Genomic DNA, 17,747 nt, shown 5'->3' with positions numbered 1-17,747 from the left:
AGTGAAGTCGATTCCACTTTATCTATCCTTGAATTTAGATCTTGTTTAATTTTCTTTGGTAGCAACTAACATCAATCGATATAGAAAGTACAGTCCAAGATAAGCACCTGTAATAAGGAAGAGCGGATTTAGAAAAATCGCATGTATGTTTGTCATGAATACTGTGTTATCTTTTATGATTTCATAGATGGCTAAAGCAGCTATATCTCCAAAGACAACGGCCGATCCAATAGAAACGACGTTAAAGACAATCCGACATTTGATCCAAAGCCTTTGTATAATGACCATAACGATGGGAAAAAAAATACTGCCAAGAATGATAAGTAACTTCATCACATTCACCTCATCCTCATTCTTGACGTATTTCAACCGATCAATACACGGAAATTCTACTTATGAGCGCGTATACCCTTGAATTTGACCTGGAGACAACTCCTTAAAGTCAGGTAACCCGGTTAGACCAATCTCTGCACCCCCTGGATTGTAAAAGGCCAATAGTCTCAGAGGCTCCCATCCAATATTGTAGGTCGAGTGAAACACAGCTGTAGGAATATGAATGATATCTCCTGCTTTTACGGAAAAAGGAGCACCGTCATTAAGTGTCTGTACTCCTTCACCTGAAAGAACATACAGGATTTCTTCAGATTCCGGATGATTATGGCGATCATGCCCCTTTCCTGGCAACAACACAACCTCTCCACAGGTTACCTTTGCACCCTCTGTGCTATCCGGCGTTACAAACCACTTAATCAGACCCCAGTCAAAAGAATGCGTTGGAATAATACTTTTATCGATATTTGTCATTTGTGATTCCCTCCAAGAATGGATTTGAATTGAACCATATTCGATGTCATAGCAAGTTCAGATGGGAGACGCTCCATGCTGGAAGCTCCAAAGAAACCCACAATGCCATTCGTATGCTTAAGTACGTAGGCTGCATCCTCTGCCGTAGCAATAGGTCCACCGTGACAGAGAACGATGATATCGGGATTGACCGATTTCGCTGCGTCGTGCATAGCCTGTACACGTTGGACTGCTTCTTCCAGTGTAATCGCCGTTTGTGCCCCAATCGTTCCTTTTGTAGTCAGCCCCATGTGTGGGACTAGAATATCTGCTCCGGCTTGAGCCATTTGGATCGCTTGTTTCTCGTCAAACACATAAGGTGCTGTCAGAAGATCCATTTCGTGGGCCAGCCGAATCATGTCGACCTCAAGGTCGTAGCCCATGCCCGTTTCCTCCAAGTTGGCGCGAAATACACCATCAATGAGGCCCACCGTCGGAAAGTTCTGTACCCCTGCGAATCCCATTTCCTTAATCTGCTTCAAGAATACGGACATGACCCGAAAAGGATCCGTGCCACAAACGCCTGCCAGCACAGGTGTCTTTTCAACTATGGGAAGAACCTCACTTGCCATATCTACAACAATGGCATTAGCATCCCCATATGGCATAAGTCCAGCTAGCGAACCTCTTCCTGCCATTCTGTAACGGCCCGAGTTATAAATAATGATAAGATCAGCACCCCCAGCTTCCGCGCTTTTCGCCGAAAGACCGGTTCCAGCCCCTGATCCGATAATGGGGTTACCTGCTGCAATTTCATTGCGCATACGATCAAGTAATTCTCGCCTAGTAGCCATGTCATCCTCCCTTTTTTAATAAATTCAATTAGTCTATTTACACTGTACTCATACTACTGCGACTGTGAAATCCACTCTTGATAAAGCTCATGTAGGCGGTCAGCCATGGCTTCTGCAAACTTCGGGTTATTAATATCTGTGTCCATTTCAATAATCTCCACCACATTCGGATCAAGGTATTCCTTCAGTGCATCGATGAGCGCTTGATCAGCTTCTTTATGATAGAAAATTTGACCTTCTATTGAGATTATAGAGTTTCCTTGGAGTGGAATAAAAAGTGTAATCGGACCTTTCGATGCATTAAGCTTATCCGCAATACTTCGGCCTAATTCCGTACACTCATCAGGTGTTGTACGCATTAAAGTAATGGTGTCATTATGTTTATAAAGTAGTCTATCTTTGAACTTGGTCGGTACGGTCTCCATCGGACCAAAATTGACCATATCCAGCGCACCAAGGGAAACCACTTGTGGAATACCTGTCTCACCTGCTGATAGCAGGCGATGCGGTCCTGCCGAAAGTACCCCACCCACAAGTTCATCAGCTAATTCCGTCGTAGTCACATCCAGCGATGCCGTAATGAACCCATCTTTGATCAAAGACTCCATGGATTGTCCACCGGTTCCAGTCGCATGAAAGACTAGAACCTCATATCCAAGTTGTTCTAGTCTTTCTCTTGCCACATTTACAGATGGAGTCGTCACCCCAAACATAGTAGCGCCGATAAGAGGTTTTTCACTGATCAATGACGGTAGCGCAATCTTCACCATTCCCGACATCGCCCCAGCTGCATTGGTTAGAATTGTAGCCGATATCTGGTTGATTCCAGCAATATCCACAACCGAATGCATCATGGTAATATCAGTTGCTCCTACATAGGGACGAGTCTCCCCTGATGCCATCGTCGATACCATTAACTTTGGTACTCCTATTGGCAAAGCTCGCATAACTTGTGTGATAAGTGCCGTCCCACCTGAACCTCCTAGTCCCAAAATCCCATTCATCCGGCCCTCTTTATATAATCGTTGAACAATAACACCCGCTCCTTGTGCCATTGTTGTGATAGAGGCCCCTCGATCATTGGAGGCAACCAACTCCGATATACTGGTGCCCGCCGCTTCAGCAACATCATGATGAGAAAAGTCTACTGCTGTAAGTGCCTCTCCCAATATACCTGAGTCAATCAGAATGGTATGAACGCCACTCTCATTTAACCGATCTTTGATATAGGCGTACTCCGTTCCTTTGGTATCAAAAGTACCGAGTAATACGACCGTAGGATTTTTACGGAAATCATCATTTCCCATTTAGGATTCCTCCTCGCCAACTGTAAGCCCTTACACAAAATAATTCCGTGATATCATCATTTACACTCTATAGATCAATCTAGATCCTATGAATTATATATAGTGTCCTACGATTCCTAATATTCCATCTATACTAATTCCAATAGAACACTAGTCAAATGCACGCCATATTCCATTCCATTTCATACAACAACAATGCAGGAAAGGTATACCCTCTCTTTCTTTTTCTAAAACAACTAAAAACAAGGCCTCTCCCCAGAAGGACGGCCTTGGCTTAGTTAAGTCACTATTCCAGTGTACTTGTTTGTTGAACTTTTACTTATGCTGTAATAAAGATATAATCCATGTCGCTGCCTCTGCTCGGGTTGCACTCTGATTCGGTGCAAAGCGATTGCCGCCAACGCCATGGACAAGGCCCGCTTCGGTTACGGCTGCGATATAAGGAACTGCCCATTTCGGAGCCTCACTCGCATCCGCAAAAGTTAGTTTCGCCGCCTGATTAACCTGAATACCCATAGCACGGCCAATCAATACTGCCATTTCTGCCCGACTAATCTGCTGAATAGGGCGGAATTGATGATCATCATACCCGCTTACGATCCCCGCTTGTACCGCCTGAGCCACAAATGTCTGAGCATAGACCGGGATTTGCTTGTTATCTTTAAAATCCAATGATTTACCCGTGTCCGTTAACGCTAATGCTTTAGCTAGCATGGTTATAAACTCTGCACGATTCACCATTTGATCTGGACGGAATGTTCCGTCAGCATATCCAGTAATGAATCCAAGACTTGCTGCCTGCTTAATTACATCTGTTGCCCAATGGTTGTTGATGTCTGAGAAGGTCGCTACTGGAACAACTGGAGTTATTGGTGTTGTCGTAGTACCTGTATCGCTGTTCCCTGTTGTGCTGCTGGTAGTGGAACTTCCTGTAGTAGTACTTCCGGTTGTACTACCTGTGCTACTACCCGGAGAACTTCCGTTATTACCACTTGGGTTACTTCCAGTACCGCTTCCAGGATTACTTCCAGTGCCACTATCTGTAGATTGTTTCTTAATACCAAATTGATCAATAATATAAGGCTTCCCGCCATCTACATTCTGATCAATTTCATAAGATACTGCCGTCAACTTATCCTCATCAATGGTAATTCCCACGAAGTTCTGAACCTGACCACGCAGTGGACGCGAACTGTCGCCCGGATCTGCTCCATATTTAGCCGCATGATTCTCATCTGCCACATTAAAGAAGCTATAGTAAGTATCGTCCATTTTTGTATTTTTGTAATATACCTTAGGTCCGGCTGTTGCTGGGATCATATAGATTGTGCCATCTGGATTCACGGTATACTTCATTTCTTGTCCGTTTAACGTTTCAGTGATCATTTCGGCTTCTGTTGCTTTGCCTTCTTTATTAATGGGTTTACTGCGTGCATAGATATGATCGTGACCTTGTACAACGAAGTCGATGCCAAGCTCCGCCATAATTGGGGCAATTTTATTTCGTACGCCGTTCGTTCCCATGATGTCTTTATCGGATGCATGATTCGAAGTCGTATATGGTCCTTTGTGGAAATTCACAATAATCCATTTCGCACCGGCTGTGCGAGCAGCGGCCACATCAGCTTTTAGCCATGCCACCTGTGCTGGTGTGAAATTCGCATATTCTTCCGAATTCTCATTCGAGTTCATAATAATGAAATGAGTATTGCTGTAATCATATGAGTAATAAGCACCTGTCTCCGTGTTGGAATCCGTCGCTTCTTTTACATTAAAATGCTCATAATAACCATAATTTTTATCTTCATGATTACCGGCAGCCGGAGCTATAGTAATATTCATTAAACTTGGTTGTGCATGGCCTAGGAGCCACTTCCACTGTTCCTCTTTCGTCCCGTTATCGACAATATCACCACTATGTAAGATAAAATTCGCATTTGGGATGGTTGTCATTGCCTTTGCAATCGTCTGTGCTGAGAGATCAGCCTCATCTTCATCTTTTGCCTGCGTATCGGTTAGATCGATGAAGGTGAATGCACCACTCACTGGGGCAGTACGGAATGTACCCACGTCACTCCAACTATTCAGCGATTCATTACCGATACGGAAATAATAGGAGGTATCAGGCTTCAAATTCGTAGCTTCCGCCTTATACATTTTATCATTGCTCGAGTTCTTAGCTACGGATGAGCGAGCTATGAAATGTTGTGAGGATGTGAAGTCAGGTTGAATGTCCTGCAGCTCGACAACCTGTAAATCGCTATATACAGAATCAACAACGCTATACCAGGTAAATCCTTTAGCAGTTGTTGTATCCCCGTTAAACGTTACGGTCACTCTATTTATAGCTGCAGGAGTTGCAAGTACTTCCAGTCCCTCAGTAGCAAGAGTCGTTACTTCATTAATAGTTGATTCCACTAGGGACGCTGCTGGTGTACTGCTTGTTTCACCTTCCACAGGAGGCGTTACCAGAGTGCTGCTTACTTCAGTACGGGTAGTAGGATCTGTAGGTGTAACATCATCGGCAAAGGCAGGTACACCAGAACCCATCAGCGTAAATGCCATGATAACGGATAGAACAGGTTTCGTAACCTTTTTGAATAAAAGTGTCATTTGAAAACTCCCTTGGTTATATTTTATATTCCTAACTACTTCAGAGTAACAAAGGAATGTTTGCTTATTGTTAGCTGTAAGGCGTTCTTGTGTAAATCTTTTAATGCCGTTCATACGATTGTTGTTCATTGTTTACATGATCACCCTGACATAACCATAGGTGTGAGTCATCTACCTCGCTTACACATGATAAATGTTGATTACTTCAGCAACAAAAAAACCACTTCAATACCATGAATGTAGCTTCATGATAAGAAAGTGGTTTAACTTTTCCAAAACAGATTTAATTATTTCTAATATCATGCGGCCAAGAGGACTCGAACCTCCACGGTTGTTACACCACTAGAACCTGAATCTAGCGCGTCTGCCAATTCCGCCATGACCGCATACTACGTAAGGGTTTATCGGTGTATTTCTATGCGTAATAATCGAAGTTACTCGCTAGATTTTTTCCGAGCGCATACGAAAGGCTTACGTAAGGATAGCGTATGGAACTCGTAAATGGTGCGTCGTAATTTAATCTAGCGCGCATACTCTACGCAAGACTAATATTATCACTCTATAAAAGACGAGTCAACGCGACCTATATTGGTGCAACTTACATAAATTAACACCCCGAGTTAAAAAATGATATCCGGATTTAGTGTGGGGTTGCTGCAGCCTCGGCGAGGGGGGTACATGGGGGTAACGCGTCACATCGCTAAAGTATCTACTCATGACCGTTCCACAAACGAATGTATACGGAACGTTTTGAAACACACGTAATCGCGCCCTCATATCCGTCAATTACCGTTTCATAACCCGTTACATATTCAACGTTGCATTAACGTACGTGTTTGTGATACAATGGTATTAATTAGAAACGGAGGGATCAACGTTATGAGAATCGGATATGCTCGGATATCAACCGCAGACCAATCGCTTGATTTACAGTTAGACGCGCTCAATGCTGACGGATGTGAACGTATATACACGGAGGTAGCCAGCGGTGCTAAGGATGATCGCGTTGAACTAGCGAAGGCACTTGATAACCTACGTCCTGGCGATGTGTTCGTAGTATATAAACTAGATCGGTTAGCGCGCTCAACGATTAAGCTCATCAATACGCTCAGCGATATCACCGCTAAAGGCGCCGAGTTCGTCAGTGTATCCGATAAGATAGATACGACTACGGCTGCAGGTAAAGCGCTATTCGGAATGCTAGCGGTTTTCGCCGAGTTCGAGCGCAATATAATAGTAGAACGTACCCGCGCGGGATTAGCCGCTAGTAGAGCGCGTGGTCGCGTAGGTGGACGCCCGCCAACGGATACTAAGAAGGTAACGCAGGCTGTTAAACTATACGATACACAGGCGCACACAGTAGCGGAGATAACCGCGCTTACTGGCGTGACCAAGGCTACGTTATATCGCGCATTGAAGGCGAGAGAGGCTACGGAGACCCCCTGAGTTCAGCGAGGGCTTCCGGTCGGAGCCGCCAGTAGATGCGCCAAAAGTTTCGGGACCCCCCTTACGTCCGGAGTCGCGAGTAGGAAAAAGTCCGGTTTCGTACAGTAATGTGACACGATATATGTTACGTAATGTAACCGTTAAAACCGCGCCAATAGTGGATTCCTACGCGATATTACGTATACTATGTGAAATGTAACACTATCGGACTCTGCTCGATTATAACAGCTTATTTATGCGGAGTGTCCACTCGATATCATCCACGCTATTTAACGGACGTCTAGCACGTTTAATCTTCCGGCTTATATCCTCCATCTTGCTATTAATTACCTTAAGGCGCTCCTTCTCGAAGTCCTGACGATTCTCCCATCGCAGCAATGTACGCCTGCTCACTTTGCATACCCTCGCGATGACAGCACGGTTCATTCTCGGAGTGGCCGTCAGCAAGTCGATGGCCTTATAATGACGCTCATCTAAGGGCGGTTTAACGCGCTTCTTCCTACGTTTCTTCCTCGTAGCCATGATTACGTCCTCCTTCCGTTTACATAGTAAAAAGAGGCGGCACCAAACGGAGATTCCCGAGTGATACCGCCATTTACTAGTTAGTACGCTAGATCACGCGCTAACCGTCCTACGAACGCTTGATAGTCCATTCCGTTGTGTATACTTACGTTTTGGATTACGATGGATGGCGCTGACTTACCGCTATTACCTTCGCGATAATCCTTGTTTTCCTCGCGAGTCAACACGGCCTCTCCCGAGTGGAGTCGCGCAGGGTAGTTATTGAACGGGACCATATCGATACCTCCGCTTTTACCGAGCGCCTTCTTATCGAATCCAGTCGCGTTCAATATCGACGTTGGAAACTTATTACCGGAAAGTACGGATGGTGGTGAGTATGAGGTCGCGGGCACGGCGGCTGGTGATGCGGCTTTCGGAACACGGTAGCCACCGTACAGCTGCTCATAGCGCGCGTTCTTTGCTAATGTCATCGCAGCCCCGTCTTTACCGAGTAGAGTTTGAAGGGTTTTAACGGACAGGATACCCTGAAGTATTCCCTCACCGATACTTGATCCAAGACGTATAGCGGCTTCGACAAGCGGTTGGCTGTTCTTCATTCCGGTGGCCAATAGGTCAATCACGCGTTGTGATATGGCTGCTATCTTTTGTGATCCGCCCGAACTCATATAATTGTTGAACGTTTTCATTATGTCCTCGTAGACGAATTTAATCTTACCGGGGATATCCGGTATCTGCGCAAACTTCGGATTGCTTATGAAATGCGTGTTTAAGTAGTCCGCTGATTTCCGTACCATACGAACCGTTCCGTCGAAGAACCCGGTCATCGCGTTTATACCTGCGCTTTTAAAGCGTGTGAAATCTGCGGACTTAAGCCATTTATTAAAATCCTTAAGCAGCGGATTAATCGAGGTTAACGCACCTGTCCCGATTTCCCTGAATGCTTTGTTAATCTGCGCTAGTGACTTTTTGTATTGGCCCATCGTTGAATTAGACTGTGCACCAATCAACTCGTTAGTCGCACCAATTCCATCGAGGTACTTATCCAGCGCTTTAAGTTGTTTCTCTAGTGGTAATTTCTTAATTTCGTTCATGGCGGCGCGTGGTAGCTCAAATCTTTCGACAAGTGATACCGCGTCACCGCTGAACATCTCCTTGAGTGCATAAGCGGCACCTTCGAGCCCTTGCTCGGGATCAATCGCACCGAGACGTTCCGCTAGGTTCAACATCTTCTCTAGTTGCTTATTATTCTTCGATGTCGGTATGAACGATTTCCCCGCCGTCAAAAACTCGCTTTGGTCGAACATCGACTCAGAAGACCGCTTTTCAACGTAGTCAAAGTAATTCTTCGCGGCGGCGGCGTTCTTCTTACCGAACATCGCATCTACCGTAATTGCGCTCATCTCGTAGTTAGCCGCAGCTCCCACCGTCTTGTTGAATAATCCCGCTGATACGCGAGCGGCCGCATATGCTCCAGCAACTAACCCAATGCTCCCGACTAATCCGGAAGCGCCTCTACCAGTGGCTTTCATCGACGTACCTGCAATTTTAGCGCTATTTCCGAGCCCTCTCATCGCAGTTTGTGCGCGATTTGACGTTGAAGAAATAGTTCGCTGGTGCGTGCTAAGCGCTTTACTGGAACCCGATAACGACTTCATAGCTGAATTAAGTTTTTCAGTGGCTCGTTCTATCTTGTTGAATGTCTTGCTAGCTCCGTCGTCTTTGATGCGTATTTTACCATCTAAATTGAATGACAATTATCTCACCTCCTTATTCATACATTTTTCGTAACTCCTCCATAATCTCTGCGCCGAATCACTTACTCGTGCGTTACTCTTTCTCGATCCGTTAGCCCGCGTAATAACATCCGCCATTTTAGCTGCGCTATATCCAAAGTTACGGACGGTAGCGACCTTAGACTTCGTGAGGCACTTTGCAGCTGTTACCCACGCGTTACGATCCGACTCGATCCACTTCGCACCCTCTAATATCTGCGCGAGGATGGTAACCCCGTCTTGTAACCGTAATATAGCGTGTCCTTCCGTTTCTGTAATCCGTTCATCCATGTAATCACCCCCTTCCATTCCGCAACAAAAAGAACCGACGATTATTCGCCGGCTCCCGTTCTTATTTCGCAGTTTATCCGATTAGTTTATCTCTCTACCCTTCGCGACTGATCCGGCTTCTATTTTTCCTTTTAACGCCGCTCTAATTTCCCTGTCATTAATACCATGTAGCTGCACGCCCTGACGGTAAAACGGATTGATTACGGACATATTAGGTGGTGAGATATCCGGCTGAGCGATAGTCTGAGCGACCGTCTGCGTATAAATACTTTGCGAATCTAGTTTTAACGTGTGGATCGCGACTAAGGTCTTGAGGTACGCCCATTTTGCGTCCTCTACGGCTTTTAATGCCGCTACCGAGGCGGTATTGAAGTATGTCACCGACTCATTCTGTGCTAGTAGTACGGCTGTTCTAGCGAGGGCGTTAGTCTGTGGTGATGCGAGAGTGATAATATTGCCCGCAGTAGTTTCTGCGGCTTCTATGTCAAACTCATATGTCCCAATATCGCATACGATTTCGGCCACGTTTTCAATGGTCTCCTCAGTCGGGTCAGCGAGGTGTATCTTTTCCGCGACTTCTAGCTCCTTTTGTTTAGTCGCGATTACGGCTTTGATGGCTTCTATTCTCTGAACCTGAATGTTAGCAGAAGCAAGAGCCTTATTGTTTTCTACTGTAAACTTATCAACAGCCGCCTTAACATTTGTAGGTAAATTCATAATTTTAGCCTCCGTTTTAATATTAAAAGAGCCAGCGCAAATATTAACCGCTGACTCTTTCGTTTATATTTCAGTATTCACTTGGTCCTGACGCTCCACCAAGCGATCTAGGTCGTGGCGCTACCACTGGCATAAACACGAAGTCACTCTCCGTTCTCAGCGCCTCGATTGCATCGTCTACGCCAAAAACGCGGCCATCGTCAGCAATAGATACGCCGGATAAATCCGCCAGTTTAAACGCAGCGTCCAATGCTTCCGGACGAATCCCGGCATTCCGTGACTCAACAAGAAAATGCGCACGAATCAGGCGCTGGTTGGCGAACTCTAGCAGTTCCTCACTCATATTTATACCTCCTCCTTATATACCCATGAAATATCAGATGTTGTCTGAGAAATGCGTTCGCCTTCTGTGTCAACAAACGGAGCCGGCGTGTGTTCCGGATGCGCCGCGAAGAAGGAGTCCGTATCGTTGATATAACGGGAGTAATCCCTACCAAACGAATCCTGTGCGGAGTCAATCACGAGATACGAGCGGTGGACTCTCGAATCTTCTTCAAGCATCTGTGTAATTTCAAGAACATCGCGTGCTCCCTTAAGGTCGTCGCTCTCGAACGGTTTCATCAGTCCACTATATAAGTCGCCAAGTTCCGTCCGTGCATTCGTTGCAACTGTTGCTGCGCCAGTCCCACGCATGAACGTACTATCGCCGGGAATTGCGAGGATTTTTGTAGTCAACTCCGCAAAGTCTTCACGGACACGACTCGCGAGGTATGGATCGTCGATTTTGCCGTTAAACTCGCGAAGCTTATCGTAGGCAGATTGTTGGGACGTCGCGAACATAAGCTCCGTTTTCAGCGTCTTAAATGCGTCCTCGAAACGGCCGAGTTTCGTTATGTCCGGCTTGCGCGGTGGTGTGTAGATTACTTTTTCGGATTCGCGAATCGCCTTCTTCATGTTGGCGACATATTCCTGCTTCATAGTGTGTGACTGCTGCAGGAACTCGATGGCATATTTCTGTCTGGCATCCCTTTTCGACTCCTGCTTTCCTTCATCCGTTAGCCTCCGGTCGGCTTCAATCTTCTCCAACTCCGTAGTAAGAGCTCGTTTTACACTCAGCATGATGTTCGTCGATGATTGTTCAATTTCCCGCATTCTTGCAAGACTGCTTTTTGCTTTTTGATATGACATTTAATAATTCCCCCTAAGATTTAGTTTGACAAGTTAGTGATTTGACCCTCGATCAACGTTATTCCACCGAGTAGGTTACTTATTGACCGCGATATATAAGGTGTATTTCAACGTTGATCCCTCCGTTAGATTATCTGAATATTGAGCGCTGTCGGCTTGCCGTCGCGTTTAGTGCCTATTTCATACGAGACAGAATCACCGGGACTTAAGTACAACGATTCTGAAACTACTTCCGAAATGTGAAAGAACAGATCAGGACTGCCTTTTTCCGCGATAAATCCGAATGCTTTGGACGTATTATAGTGGGCTACGGTACCGAATTTACGATTTGTATCTGCTTTCACGCGTAATGGAGTTTTAGCGGTCGGGCTCTTGCGGATTGATGGGCCGATTTTAGAATAAACCTCTGTCATAGTTGTGTCATCAAGGCCCTTCCAGGTCGTAGAATTTAAAAAAGTCATTTGTTTTTCCCCTTTTTCTTTTTAGTTTTGGTATTCACGAGCATAGGCGCGATATAACGAGTCCATTTCTCCGTTACGCTATCACCGAAAGTCATCGTGTAAATAGCGCCTGTCTCCGTATTCTCCATATGAACAATTCGTTGATAGCCTATCGGTTCGATCGCGATTACTTGGATCTTTCCCATGGTGCTAATTCACCTCCGAGTATGTCGAGCGCCTGCAGGATCGCGTCTCTTATTTCTGCCTTCCTGACTCCGTAATTTTGCGTAGGTGCCTCGGCTTTACAGAACAAAATGGCGATACGTTCGATTAATTTACACGCCTTAACCTCGTCCATGCTTCGGTACGTCTCGATATTCATTTCGCAATTAACGAAGCTAACGATTCTATCGAATAAATCCTCTTTTTCGTAGCTGTCTATAACGTACGGTTGGAAGTCTAACGGACGCGACGCGCCATAATCTACGGAAAATCTTCTTCGTTCCACTATCTCCGCCCCCTTTTAGGACTCTTCATAACGTGAAGCCTGAGATATTTACAATCCTGAGGTATCTCACGCCAGCACTTGCACGTTGCGTCCGTTTCTTTCTTTAACCCGGCCATTATCGGACATGTTTTATCACTCGCAAGGAATCCGCAATAGTTAGCGTTCTCTCGCCTCCGGGTATCATCTAACTGGCTCACTACGTTTCCCCCTTGATTTAGCCTGCAATAGTAACGCCTTAACCGTGTTAAATCGCGTATTGGTATGAATGTTCCATAACGCACTAAAGACCCGTCTAATCGAGCGCTAGGCGGCAATAACACTGTGATAAATCGTATTAGGCGTTACTTTGACTGCTAGTTCCTCCGTTACTTTCGAGCAGCTTCCGGTATCTAAACTCGCGGGCTCTCTTGTTTCGTAATTTACGTGCCTCATCCGTCCCACATTGCGTACAATAAAGTTGTCGTCCGGAGGTACGTGCGAATGGGACGGCGCAGCTCTTACATATCGCGGTTTTATTACCGGTGCCTAGCGCCCTCTGTGCGTGGTAGGAGCGCTCAAGCTTCGTATCCATCGGAAGGACGCTACGTTCAAAGTACCGGCAGCGAGCGTTCTCTCCGTTTTCGTTGAAAAATACGCATTTTCCATCGAATAGGCATTGATCCTTCGTGGTAGGGTCGAATGAAGCGCATGATGAACGTGCTAGAGTGCGTGTTTGTTGGCTAGTGGACATTTCGTATCAATTCCCGTTGCGGATCGGCAGTGGCGTCCGTCTAATTATTGTGGCCTGCGTCGAGCTCCGTCAGTTTTGCGACATATCGTAGGTCGTTAGTACATTGACGCTGGAAAGTGTTAAAGCGTTTAGACAAATAAAAGACGCAATGAAATCACGCCAATTGGATAGAATCCTTTGCTCGCTCAATCGCCTGAATAATATCGGGGCCTGTTCCAAATGTCTGTGCTATCTTGATGCGTAGATTTGATGAGACAGGGCGATACCCACTCTCTACCGCAGTAATGCATGATCTCGAAACGCGCAGTACTTCGGAGAATTGCTCCTGGCTCATATCCTTAGACAATCTAATTGCCTTTACTGTTTGTGCATTCACAACTACAAACCTCCTTTTTATAACCTTTTTGTTACTAACTCTCCAAATAAAAACGACCGTATGACGGTTTACCCGTCCTATATAGTATTGGAATATGGTTCGATTACGTCTGCAGTTTTCTTTCGTCTTTTACGAAGAACTGCGAGCACTCTATCACGCTCAACCTGGCACTGAGATTTCGGCTTAAATTTCAAATGGGCTATGATATCGCAGACTTTAACACGTCCTGGCTGCGAGCTATGCGAGTAGAATCCACTTCCGCAAACAGTACATACTCTTACACGCTTAATCTCAATTTTCGAGATAGCTTCGGCAACATTCGCCACTGTCCTACGCTTGTCCTGCGTTTCACGGTTCCACTCGGTGCCGTCCGCATATTTAGCGATGAACTTGCTTGGGTTACGTTTGATAACGTTCAGCCGACCGGTCAGTTCCTCGCCGGACAATTCCGACCGTTCACCAAACAGTAATTCCTCTACGGGATTCCCGGAGGTAATTGAGTCTTCGAACACTGTTCCCCGCGGCTGATAGTCAGCGTCTTCCTCATCGCGCTCGAATCGAAGTAGAGACTCGCATGCTTCACTCCGGTTGGATTCACGGTATGCCTTCTCCGGACCTCGTACCGGATATTCAGCGTTACGTTCTGCAATTTCATCTATGTTGAGGATGAAGTCCGCTAGGATTTCCCCGATCGTTTGACGTGGTGCACTTTTCTTAAGTAATGCAGGATGTCGCATCGTCCACAACCAGTATAACGCAGGTACAACCCCGTCGCGTTCTAGTTCATCGGTTAAGCCCTGTACAAGCCCGGAACGCCACGCATTTGGCGCGTCCTTATTCCCGATAATAAATTCTTGGATCTTCTTTAACGCTTCATTTTTTGTAATCATTTAAATTCCCCCTGTTTAATTGACTTATTGTTTAAATGCCGCTATTATTGTAGATATACATAATGGGATAACTGTGTACGTTTCTGCACTTAATAGGTATATTTATATTACTTGTATGGGATAAGGGCTAGGATATCGTTAATATAGCCGCACTCTGTCTCCGCGGCAACAACCTCCGTAATTCTGTATCTGTATAGAAGAATCGCAGGCATTCCCCTAAATCCGCGGCTTCCGTAATCTCGTAACTACCCTTGTCCGCGCACGTTCCATCTATCAGTGTCATCCGGTAACAATTCGGCTTCTTCATAAACGTACCTCGCTGCGCTTGATTTCGCCTTACTATCTCGATTACTCCTAATTTCGCCAGTAGGTCAATATTCGTCTTTGCTGTCCGTAAGCACATGCCGGCCGCCTCGCTCATCTGTAACGAAGTCATATAGAATACGCCACTATCGCCCGCCCATCGCTTCGAGTGAACTAGCATCGCGTACGTCAGCGCCTTCTGCCCTATCTTCGGACATCTACAGATAATCGCGTCCACTTCGGCAAAGGTAACCGTTAAATCCCGTTGTTCAGCTACTAGCGTACTATTGTTATCGTAAACGTGATCGACGCATTCCCGTAAATCGCGTATACAGAAACCCCAATCTGACGCGTAAAACTGCTTGTCCTGCCAGCCGAACCACTCCGTCAACGTTACCAACGCGTCCGCTCGTTCAACTCCGTTATGATTCATTAGTCGCGCCAACAATAAGAACGACTTATGACGCTGACCCGGTCCCGTTAATCCCTTGTGATATCGGTCGGCTGCGTGAGATAACGTGTAACTCTCCGATTGATCGTAGATTTCTAGCGGCTTATGGCGCCCGATGGCGTTCTCCATATCCGATGCGACGCGATTATCGTATGATACGTATTCATCGATGATATCGAGTATATCTAAGTGGTCCGTTTGTTGGATCGCGAGGAAATATGCGGCTGATTCTTCGGCGTTCATTACGCGGAGTTCATCGCCCACCGTACAGAATCCGCAATAGTTCCCCGTTTTCTGATGAATGCCGAGCGGTAATTTAACGCCTTGTGTATCGGACGGACGATATTCAACCTCGCCACCTTCGGTACTGCGGATATCCGCTAGATCGATGATGTAATTATAGAATTTACGCGCCGATTCTACCGTGATGGCTTCGTCTAGGAATATCTCAACGTGATAGCCCTTGCCTCCGCTATACGATACAACGTAGTCATTAATCCGCAGGCTATCGAGTGCGTCCGCCAACTTGTATGTAATCCATTTCGCAGTAGCTGGATCGCGGTAATCGACGTCGAAGCAGATAAACTTCGTAAAATACGAACCAGCGAACGTGCCGACCGTCCATTTACCCTCAAGGTGCGCCTGTAACTGGTATATTCTAAGCGGCTTATCGCGTCGCCCCTGAGTTGCGTAGTGACCGCCCTTGTATTGAAGGAGATAGTGGTAACTTTGGATGAGATAGAGCTTAAATATCTTGTCTATTATTTTACTCACTGTTTAATCGCGCTCCCTCCGCTACTTTATAGTATAAAGAGCCTCCGATAATTCGATAGTCTGTTCGTATAGCCAAAATAGTTTACGAGTTCTCGGATGTATAGCGACCGTGATATGTTTGAGTCCGCCATCTCGTAACTTCCGGCTTAATGCCGCGTCATAACAGAAGAAATACGTTTTCACTTTCAAACCTCCTCGTAAAATATTAGCGGCAGCCGATCGAAGCCACCGCGCGTTAATCGTGCCTATTTCAGACTTTCTATTTCTGCTCTTATACCTTCCATTAACTCGTCTCTATTCTTTTGAATATGTTGTACTGCTGCAGAAATACTGCTTGTACTTAATTCGCTTATCGTACGTAAGAAGTCATTTAATGAGTGACTGGTATATAGTTCGAAGATATCTAGTACGATTCTATAGACTTGGATAGGAGACAGTAGTTCACCCCAGTACAGGTACCAATCTCCTGCATCTTCATCGTTAAAGTGTTTGATAACAACACACATTCCAATCCCATCATTCTCTAGCCAAACTGTCCTCTCACATATGATAAGATTGTTGTTAAGCATATCCTCGCTGTAATAAACTAGACCTTCGTCATTAAACATATCCCCAACCAGGATACCTCTTCGTTTATAAAGCAATTCACGCGCTGAGGTTACTTCTTCTAATCCGGACTCCTGATCTTTGTTAAGTTCGTGTAATTTCATTTCTCATCGTCTCCCTATTATTTAAATTTGGTCTTACTTTGGTATATTCGGATTAACTTCGCACACCCTAAGTTACTGTTTTCGCCTCCCTTCGTAATTGTGCTTACACCTTAGTAACGTTTGCCGATTGCGATTGACACAACTTCTCGCGAATTATTTTCGCCTTATATAGTGGTATACGAGGTTAATAAGAGCGTCGGTACATCTACACGTAATTTATTTTCGAAATAGTGAAACATTTGGAACGTACGTTCGCATTGCGATGTATAAGAATGACGCTCAACCACGTTTGCTGCGAAAGTAGAGCGCCCTTCCTACGAATAATCAGATAGCTAATGCGATCGGCTCCGCTGATTTCGAAGCCCATAACGCAAAGGTTAACGCCTCAACCGGTAGATTAGCGATATCAAAATCGTGATTGTTTAGTACACAGATATCGCATAGGATTCCGTTATCATCGTAAGCGCCCGGTTCATCTTCCGAAGGACTAACGCGAAGAAAGTAGATGGTGCCGATGTCCTGCGTAACTGCGATATCTTCCGAAATTAAATAACCCTTCTCCTCGCTTCGCTCGTTAATTCCCCACAATGGTTCTACGTAATACCCGATTATTCTAATAGACTCCACGTAACAACACCTCGCTCCATATAATAATGCCGCCGGAATGTTGACGCAGACCGAGGGCAGTAAAACATTAGCCACGTTTCGAGACGCGACTATTGCCGAATAGTTGACGCTATCCAGCCGATTACAACGGTTCGAGCCGTTTATAACCGTTATTCAAAGACCTTGACCGGTCACTCATTCACCCGCCTAGTGCAAACGAGTTTAAAACAATCACGAAGGACAGCGTTCTTTCCCCACTTGCTGGGGATTACGGTATTGGATAGTTGCGCATATGAATCGGATTGATGCGAAATGATATCGGGTAGGAACCTTTATGTAATGGTGACTCATAAGCAGATAACTGTGGGAATGTGAAACGTAATTCTTTCGAGATAGCTTGTATCATTTTAAAACCTCCTCAAATCGTTATAAATAACACATAAACGTTATTAACTAATCACAATAT

22 protein-coding genes and 1 tRNA gene are annotated in these 17,747 nt (G+C 45.5%); 1 reads left to right on the top strand and 22 read right to left on the bottom strand.

The features are described 5' to 3' along the window. Positions 1–45: 45 nt before the first annotated feature. The 6 genes from AC1D7X_RS12565 to AC1D7X_RS12540 form a co-directional block, all read right to left on the bottom strand. Positions 46–333 carry a transposase gene (locus AC1D7X_RS12565; protein WP_495455690.1) on the bottom strand — a complete coding sequence of 96 codons (288 nt, stop codon included), beginning with the start codon at positions 331–333 and terminating at the stop codon, positions 46–48. 60 nt (positions 334–393) lie between these two features. Beyond that, positions 394–804: a cupin domain-containing protein gene (locus AC1D7X_RS12560; protein ID WP_495455550.1), complete on the bottom strand. Its 411-nt coding sequence runs from the start codon at positions 802–804 to the stop codon at positions 394–396. Continuing rightward, positions 801–1,637, bottom strand: a complete 837-nt coding sequence (locus tag AC1D7X_RS12555) for a phosphoenolpyruvate hydrolase family protein (protein ID WP_495455549.1) — start codon at positions 1,635–1,637, stop codon at positions 801–803. The genes AC1D7X_RS12560 and AC1D7X_RS12555 overlap by 4 nt, the downstream gene beginning before the upstream one ends. Before the next feature lie 53 nt (positions 1,638–1,690). Further along, positions 1,691–2,944, bottom strand: coding sequence for a Tm-1-like ATP-binding domain-containing protein (locus AC1D7X_RS12550; protein ID WP_495475337.1), 1,254 nt, complete (start codon positions 2,942–2,944; stop codon positions 1,691–1,693). 315 nt (positions 2,945–3,259) lie between these two features. Continuing rightward, the gene (locus AC1D7X_RS12545) at positions 3,260–5,557 is read right to left on the bottom strand and encodes an S-layer homology domain-containing protein (protein WP_495475336.1); all 2,298 of its coding nucleotides are present in this window, start codon (positions 5,555–5,557) and stop codon (positions 3,260–3,262) included. A 302-nt stretch (positions 5,558–5,859) separates the two neighbouring features. Then, a tRNA-Leu gene (locus AC1D7X_RS12540) sits at positions 5,860–5,943 on the bottom strand. Positions 5,944–6,436: 493 nt separating this feature from the next. On the opposite strand from AC1D7X_RS12540, the gene AC1D7X_RS12535 reads away from it, so the two are divergent. After that, a complete protein-coding gene (locus AC1D7X_RS12535; protein WP_495475335.1) occupies positions 6,437–7,003 on the top strand; it encodes a recombinase family protein in 567 nt (188 codons plus the stop codon). Between the two features lie 219 nt (positions 7,004–7,222). Here AC1D7X_RS12535 and AC1D7X_RS12530 read toward each other — a convergent pair whose 3' ends face one another. The 16 genes from AC1D7X_RS12530 to AC1D7X_RS12455 all read right to left on the bottom strand — a co-directional run bounded on the left by AC1D7X_RS12530 (position 7,223) and on the right by AC1D7X_RS12455 (position 17,687). Further along, complete coding sequence (locus AC1D7X_RS12530; RefSeq protein ID WP_495475334.1) at positions 7,223–7,525, bottom strand: hypothetical protein; 303 nt, start codon at positions 7,523–7,525, stop codon at positions 7,223–7,225. Between the two features lie 80 nt (positions 7,526–7,605). Beyond that, positions 7,606–9,279 carry a hypothetical protein gene (locus AC1D7X_RS12525; RefSeq protein ID WP_495475333.1) on the bottom strand — a complete coding sequence of 558 codons (1,674 nt, stop codon included), beginning with the start codon at positions 9,277–9,279 and terminating at the stop codon, positions 7,606–7,608. Next, positions 9,280–9,588: a hypothetical protein gene (locus AC1D7X_RS12520; RefSeq protein ID WP_495475332.1), complete on the bottom strand. Its 309-nt coding sequence runs from the start codon at positions 9,586–9,588 to the stop codon at positions 9,280–9,282. A gap of 81 nt (positions 9,589–9,669) precedes the next feature. Then, complete coding sequence (locus AC1D7X_RS12515) at positions 9,670–10,305, bottom strand: hypothetical protein (RefSeq protein ID WP_495475331.1); 636 nt, start codon at positions 10,303–10,305, stop codon at positions 9,670–9,672. A 70-nt stretch (positions 10,306–10,375) separates the two neighbouring features. After that, on the bottom strand, positions 10,376–10,648 hold the full coding sequence (locus AC1D7X_RS12510; protein WP_495475330.1) for a hypothetical protein: 273 nt from the start codon (positions 10,646–10,648) through the stop codon (positions 10,376–10,378). A gap of 2 nt (positions 10,649–10,650) precedes the next feature. Beyond that, complete coding sequence (locus AC1D7X_RS12505) at positions 10,651–11,493, bottom strand: hypothetical protein (RefSeq protein WP_495475329.1); 843 nt, start codon at positions 11,491–11,493, stop codon at positions 10,651–10,653. A 125-nt stretch (positions 11,494–11,618) separates the two neighbouring features. After that, entirely contained in the window at positions 11,619–11,954 is a 336-nt protein-coding gene (locus AC1D7X_RS12500; RefSeq protein ID WP_495475328.1) for a cold-shock protein, read from the bottom strand. Beyond that, the gene (locus AC1D7X_RS12495; protein ID WP_495475327.1) at positions 11,951–12,139 is read right to left on the bottom strand and encodes a hypothetical protein; all 189 of its coding nucleotides are present in this window, start codon (positions 12,137–12,139) and stop codon (positions 11,951–11,953) included. The genes AC1D7X_RS12500 and AC1D7X_RS12495 overlap by 4 nt, the downstream gene beginning before the upstream one ends. Before the next feature lie 636 nt (positions 12,140–12,775). Next, positions 12,776–13,171: a cysteine-rich VLP protein gene (locus AC1D7X_RS12490; RefSeq protein ID WP_495475326.1), complete on the bottom strand. Its 396-nt coding sequence runs from the start codon at positions 13,169–13,171 to the stop codon at positions 12,776–12,778. 154 nt (positions 13,172–13,325) lie between these two features. Continuing rightward, positions 13,326–13,547, bottom strand: a complete 222-nt coding sequence (locus AC1D7X_RS12485) for a helix-turn-helix transcriptional regulator (RefSeq protein WP_495475325.1) — start codon at positions 13,545–13,547, stop codon at positions 13,326–13,328. A gap of 77 nt (positions 13,548–13,624) precedes the next feature. Next, positions 13,625–14,284: a hypothetical protein gene (locus tag AC1D7X_RS12480; RefSeq protein ID WP_495475324.1), complete on the bottom strand. Its 660-nt coding sequence runs from the start codon at positions 14,282–14,284 to the stop codon at positions 13,625–13,627. A gap of 280 nt (positions 14,285–14,564) precedes the next feature. Continuing rightward, positions 14,565–15,965 (bottom strand): TOTE conflict system archaeo-eukaryotic primase domain-containing protein, encoded by a 1,401-nt coding sequence (locus AC1D7X_RS12475; protein ID WP_495475323.1) that lies wholly within the window; start codon positions 15,963–15,965, stop codon positions 14,565–14,567. Positions 15,966–15,986: 21 nt separating this feature from the next. Beyond that, the gene (locus tag AC1D7X_RS12470; RefSeq protein WP_495475322.1) at positions 15,987–16,148 is read right to left on the bottom strand and encodes a hypothetical protein; all 162 of its coding nucleotides are present in this window, start codon (positions 16,146–16,148) and stop codon (positions 15,987–15,989) included. Between the two features lie 62 nt (positions 16,149–16,210). Then, entirely contained in the window at positions 16,211–16,675 is a 465-nt protein-coding gene (locus AC1D7X_RS12465; protein ID WP_495475321.1) for a hypothetical protein, read from the bottom strand. Positions 16,676–16,999: 324 nt separating this feature from the next. After that, positions 17,000–17,302 (bottom strand): hypothetical protein, encoded by a 303-nt coding sequence (locus AC1D7X_RS12460; RefSeq protein ID WP_495475320.1) that lies wholly within the window; start codon positions 17,300–17,302, stop codon positions 17,000–17,002. 247 nt (positions 17,303–17,549) lie between these two features. Further along, on the bottom strand, positions 17,550–17,687 hold the full coding sequence (locus tag AC1D7X_RS12455; protein WP_495475319.1) for a hypothetical protein: 138 nt from the start codon (positions 17,685–17,687) through the stop codon (positions 17,550–17,552). Positions 17,688–17,747: the final 60 nt, after the last annotated feature.

The organism is Paenibacillus sp. Y568, from assembly GCF_059445545.1.
The sequence above is the reverse complement of the archived record's forward strand: the minus strand, read 5'-3'. Positions and strand labels throughout refer to the sequence as shown.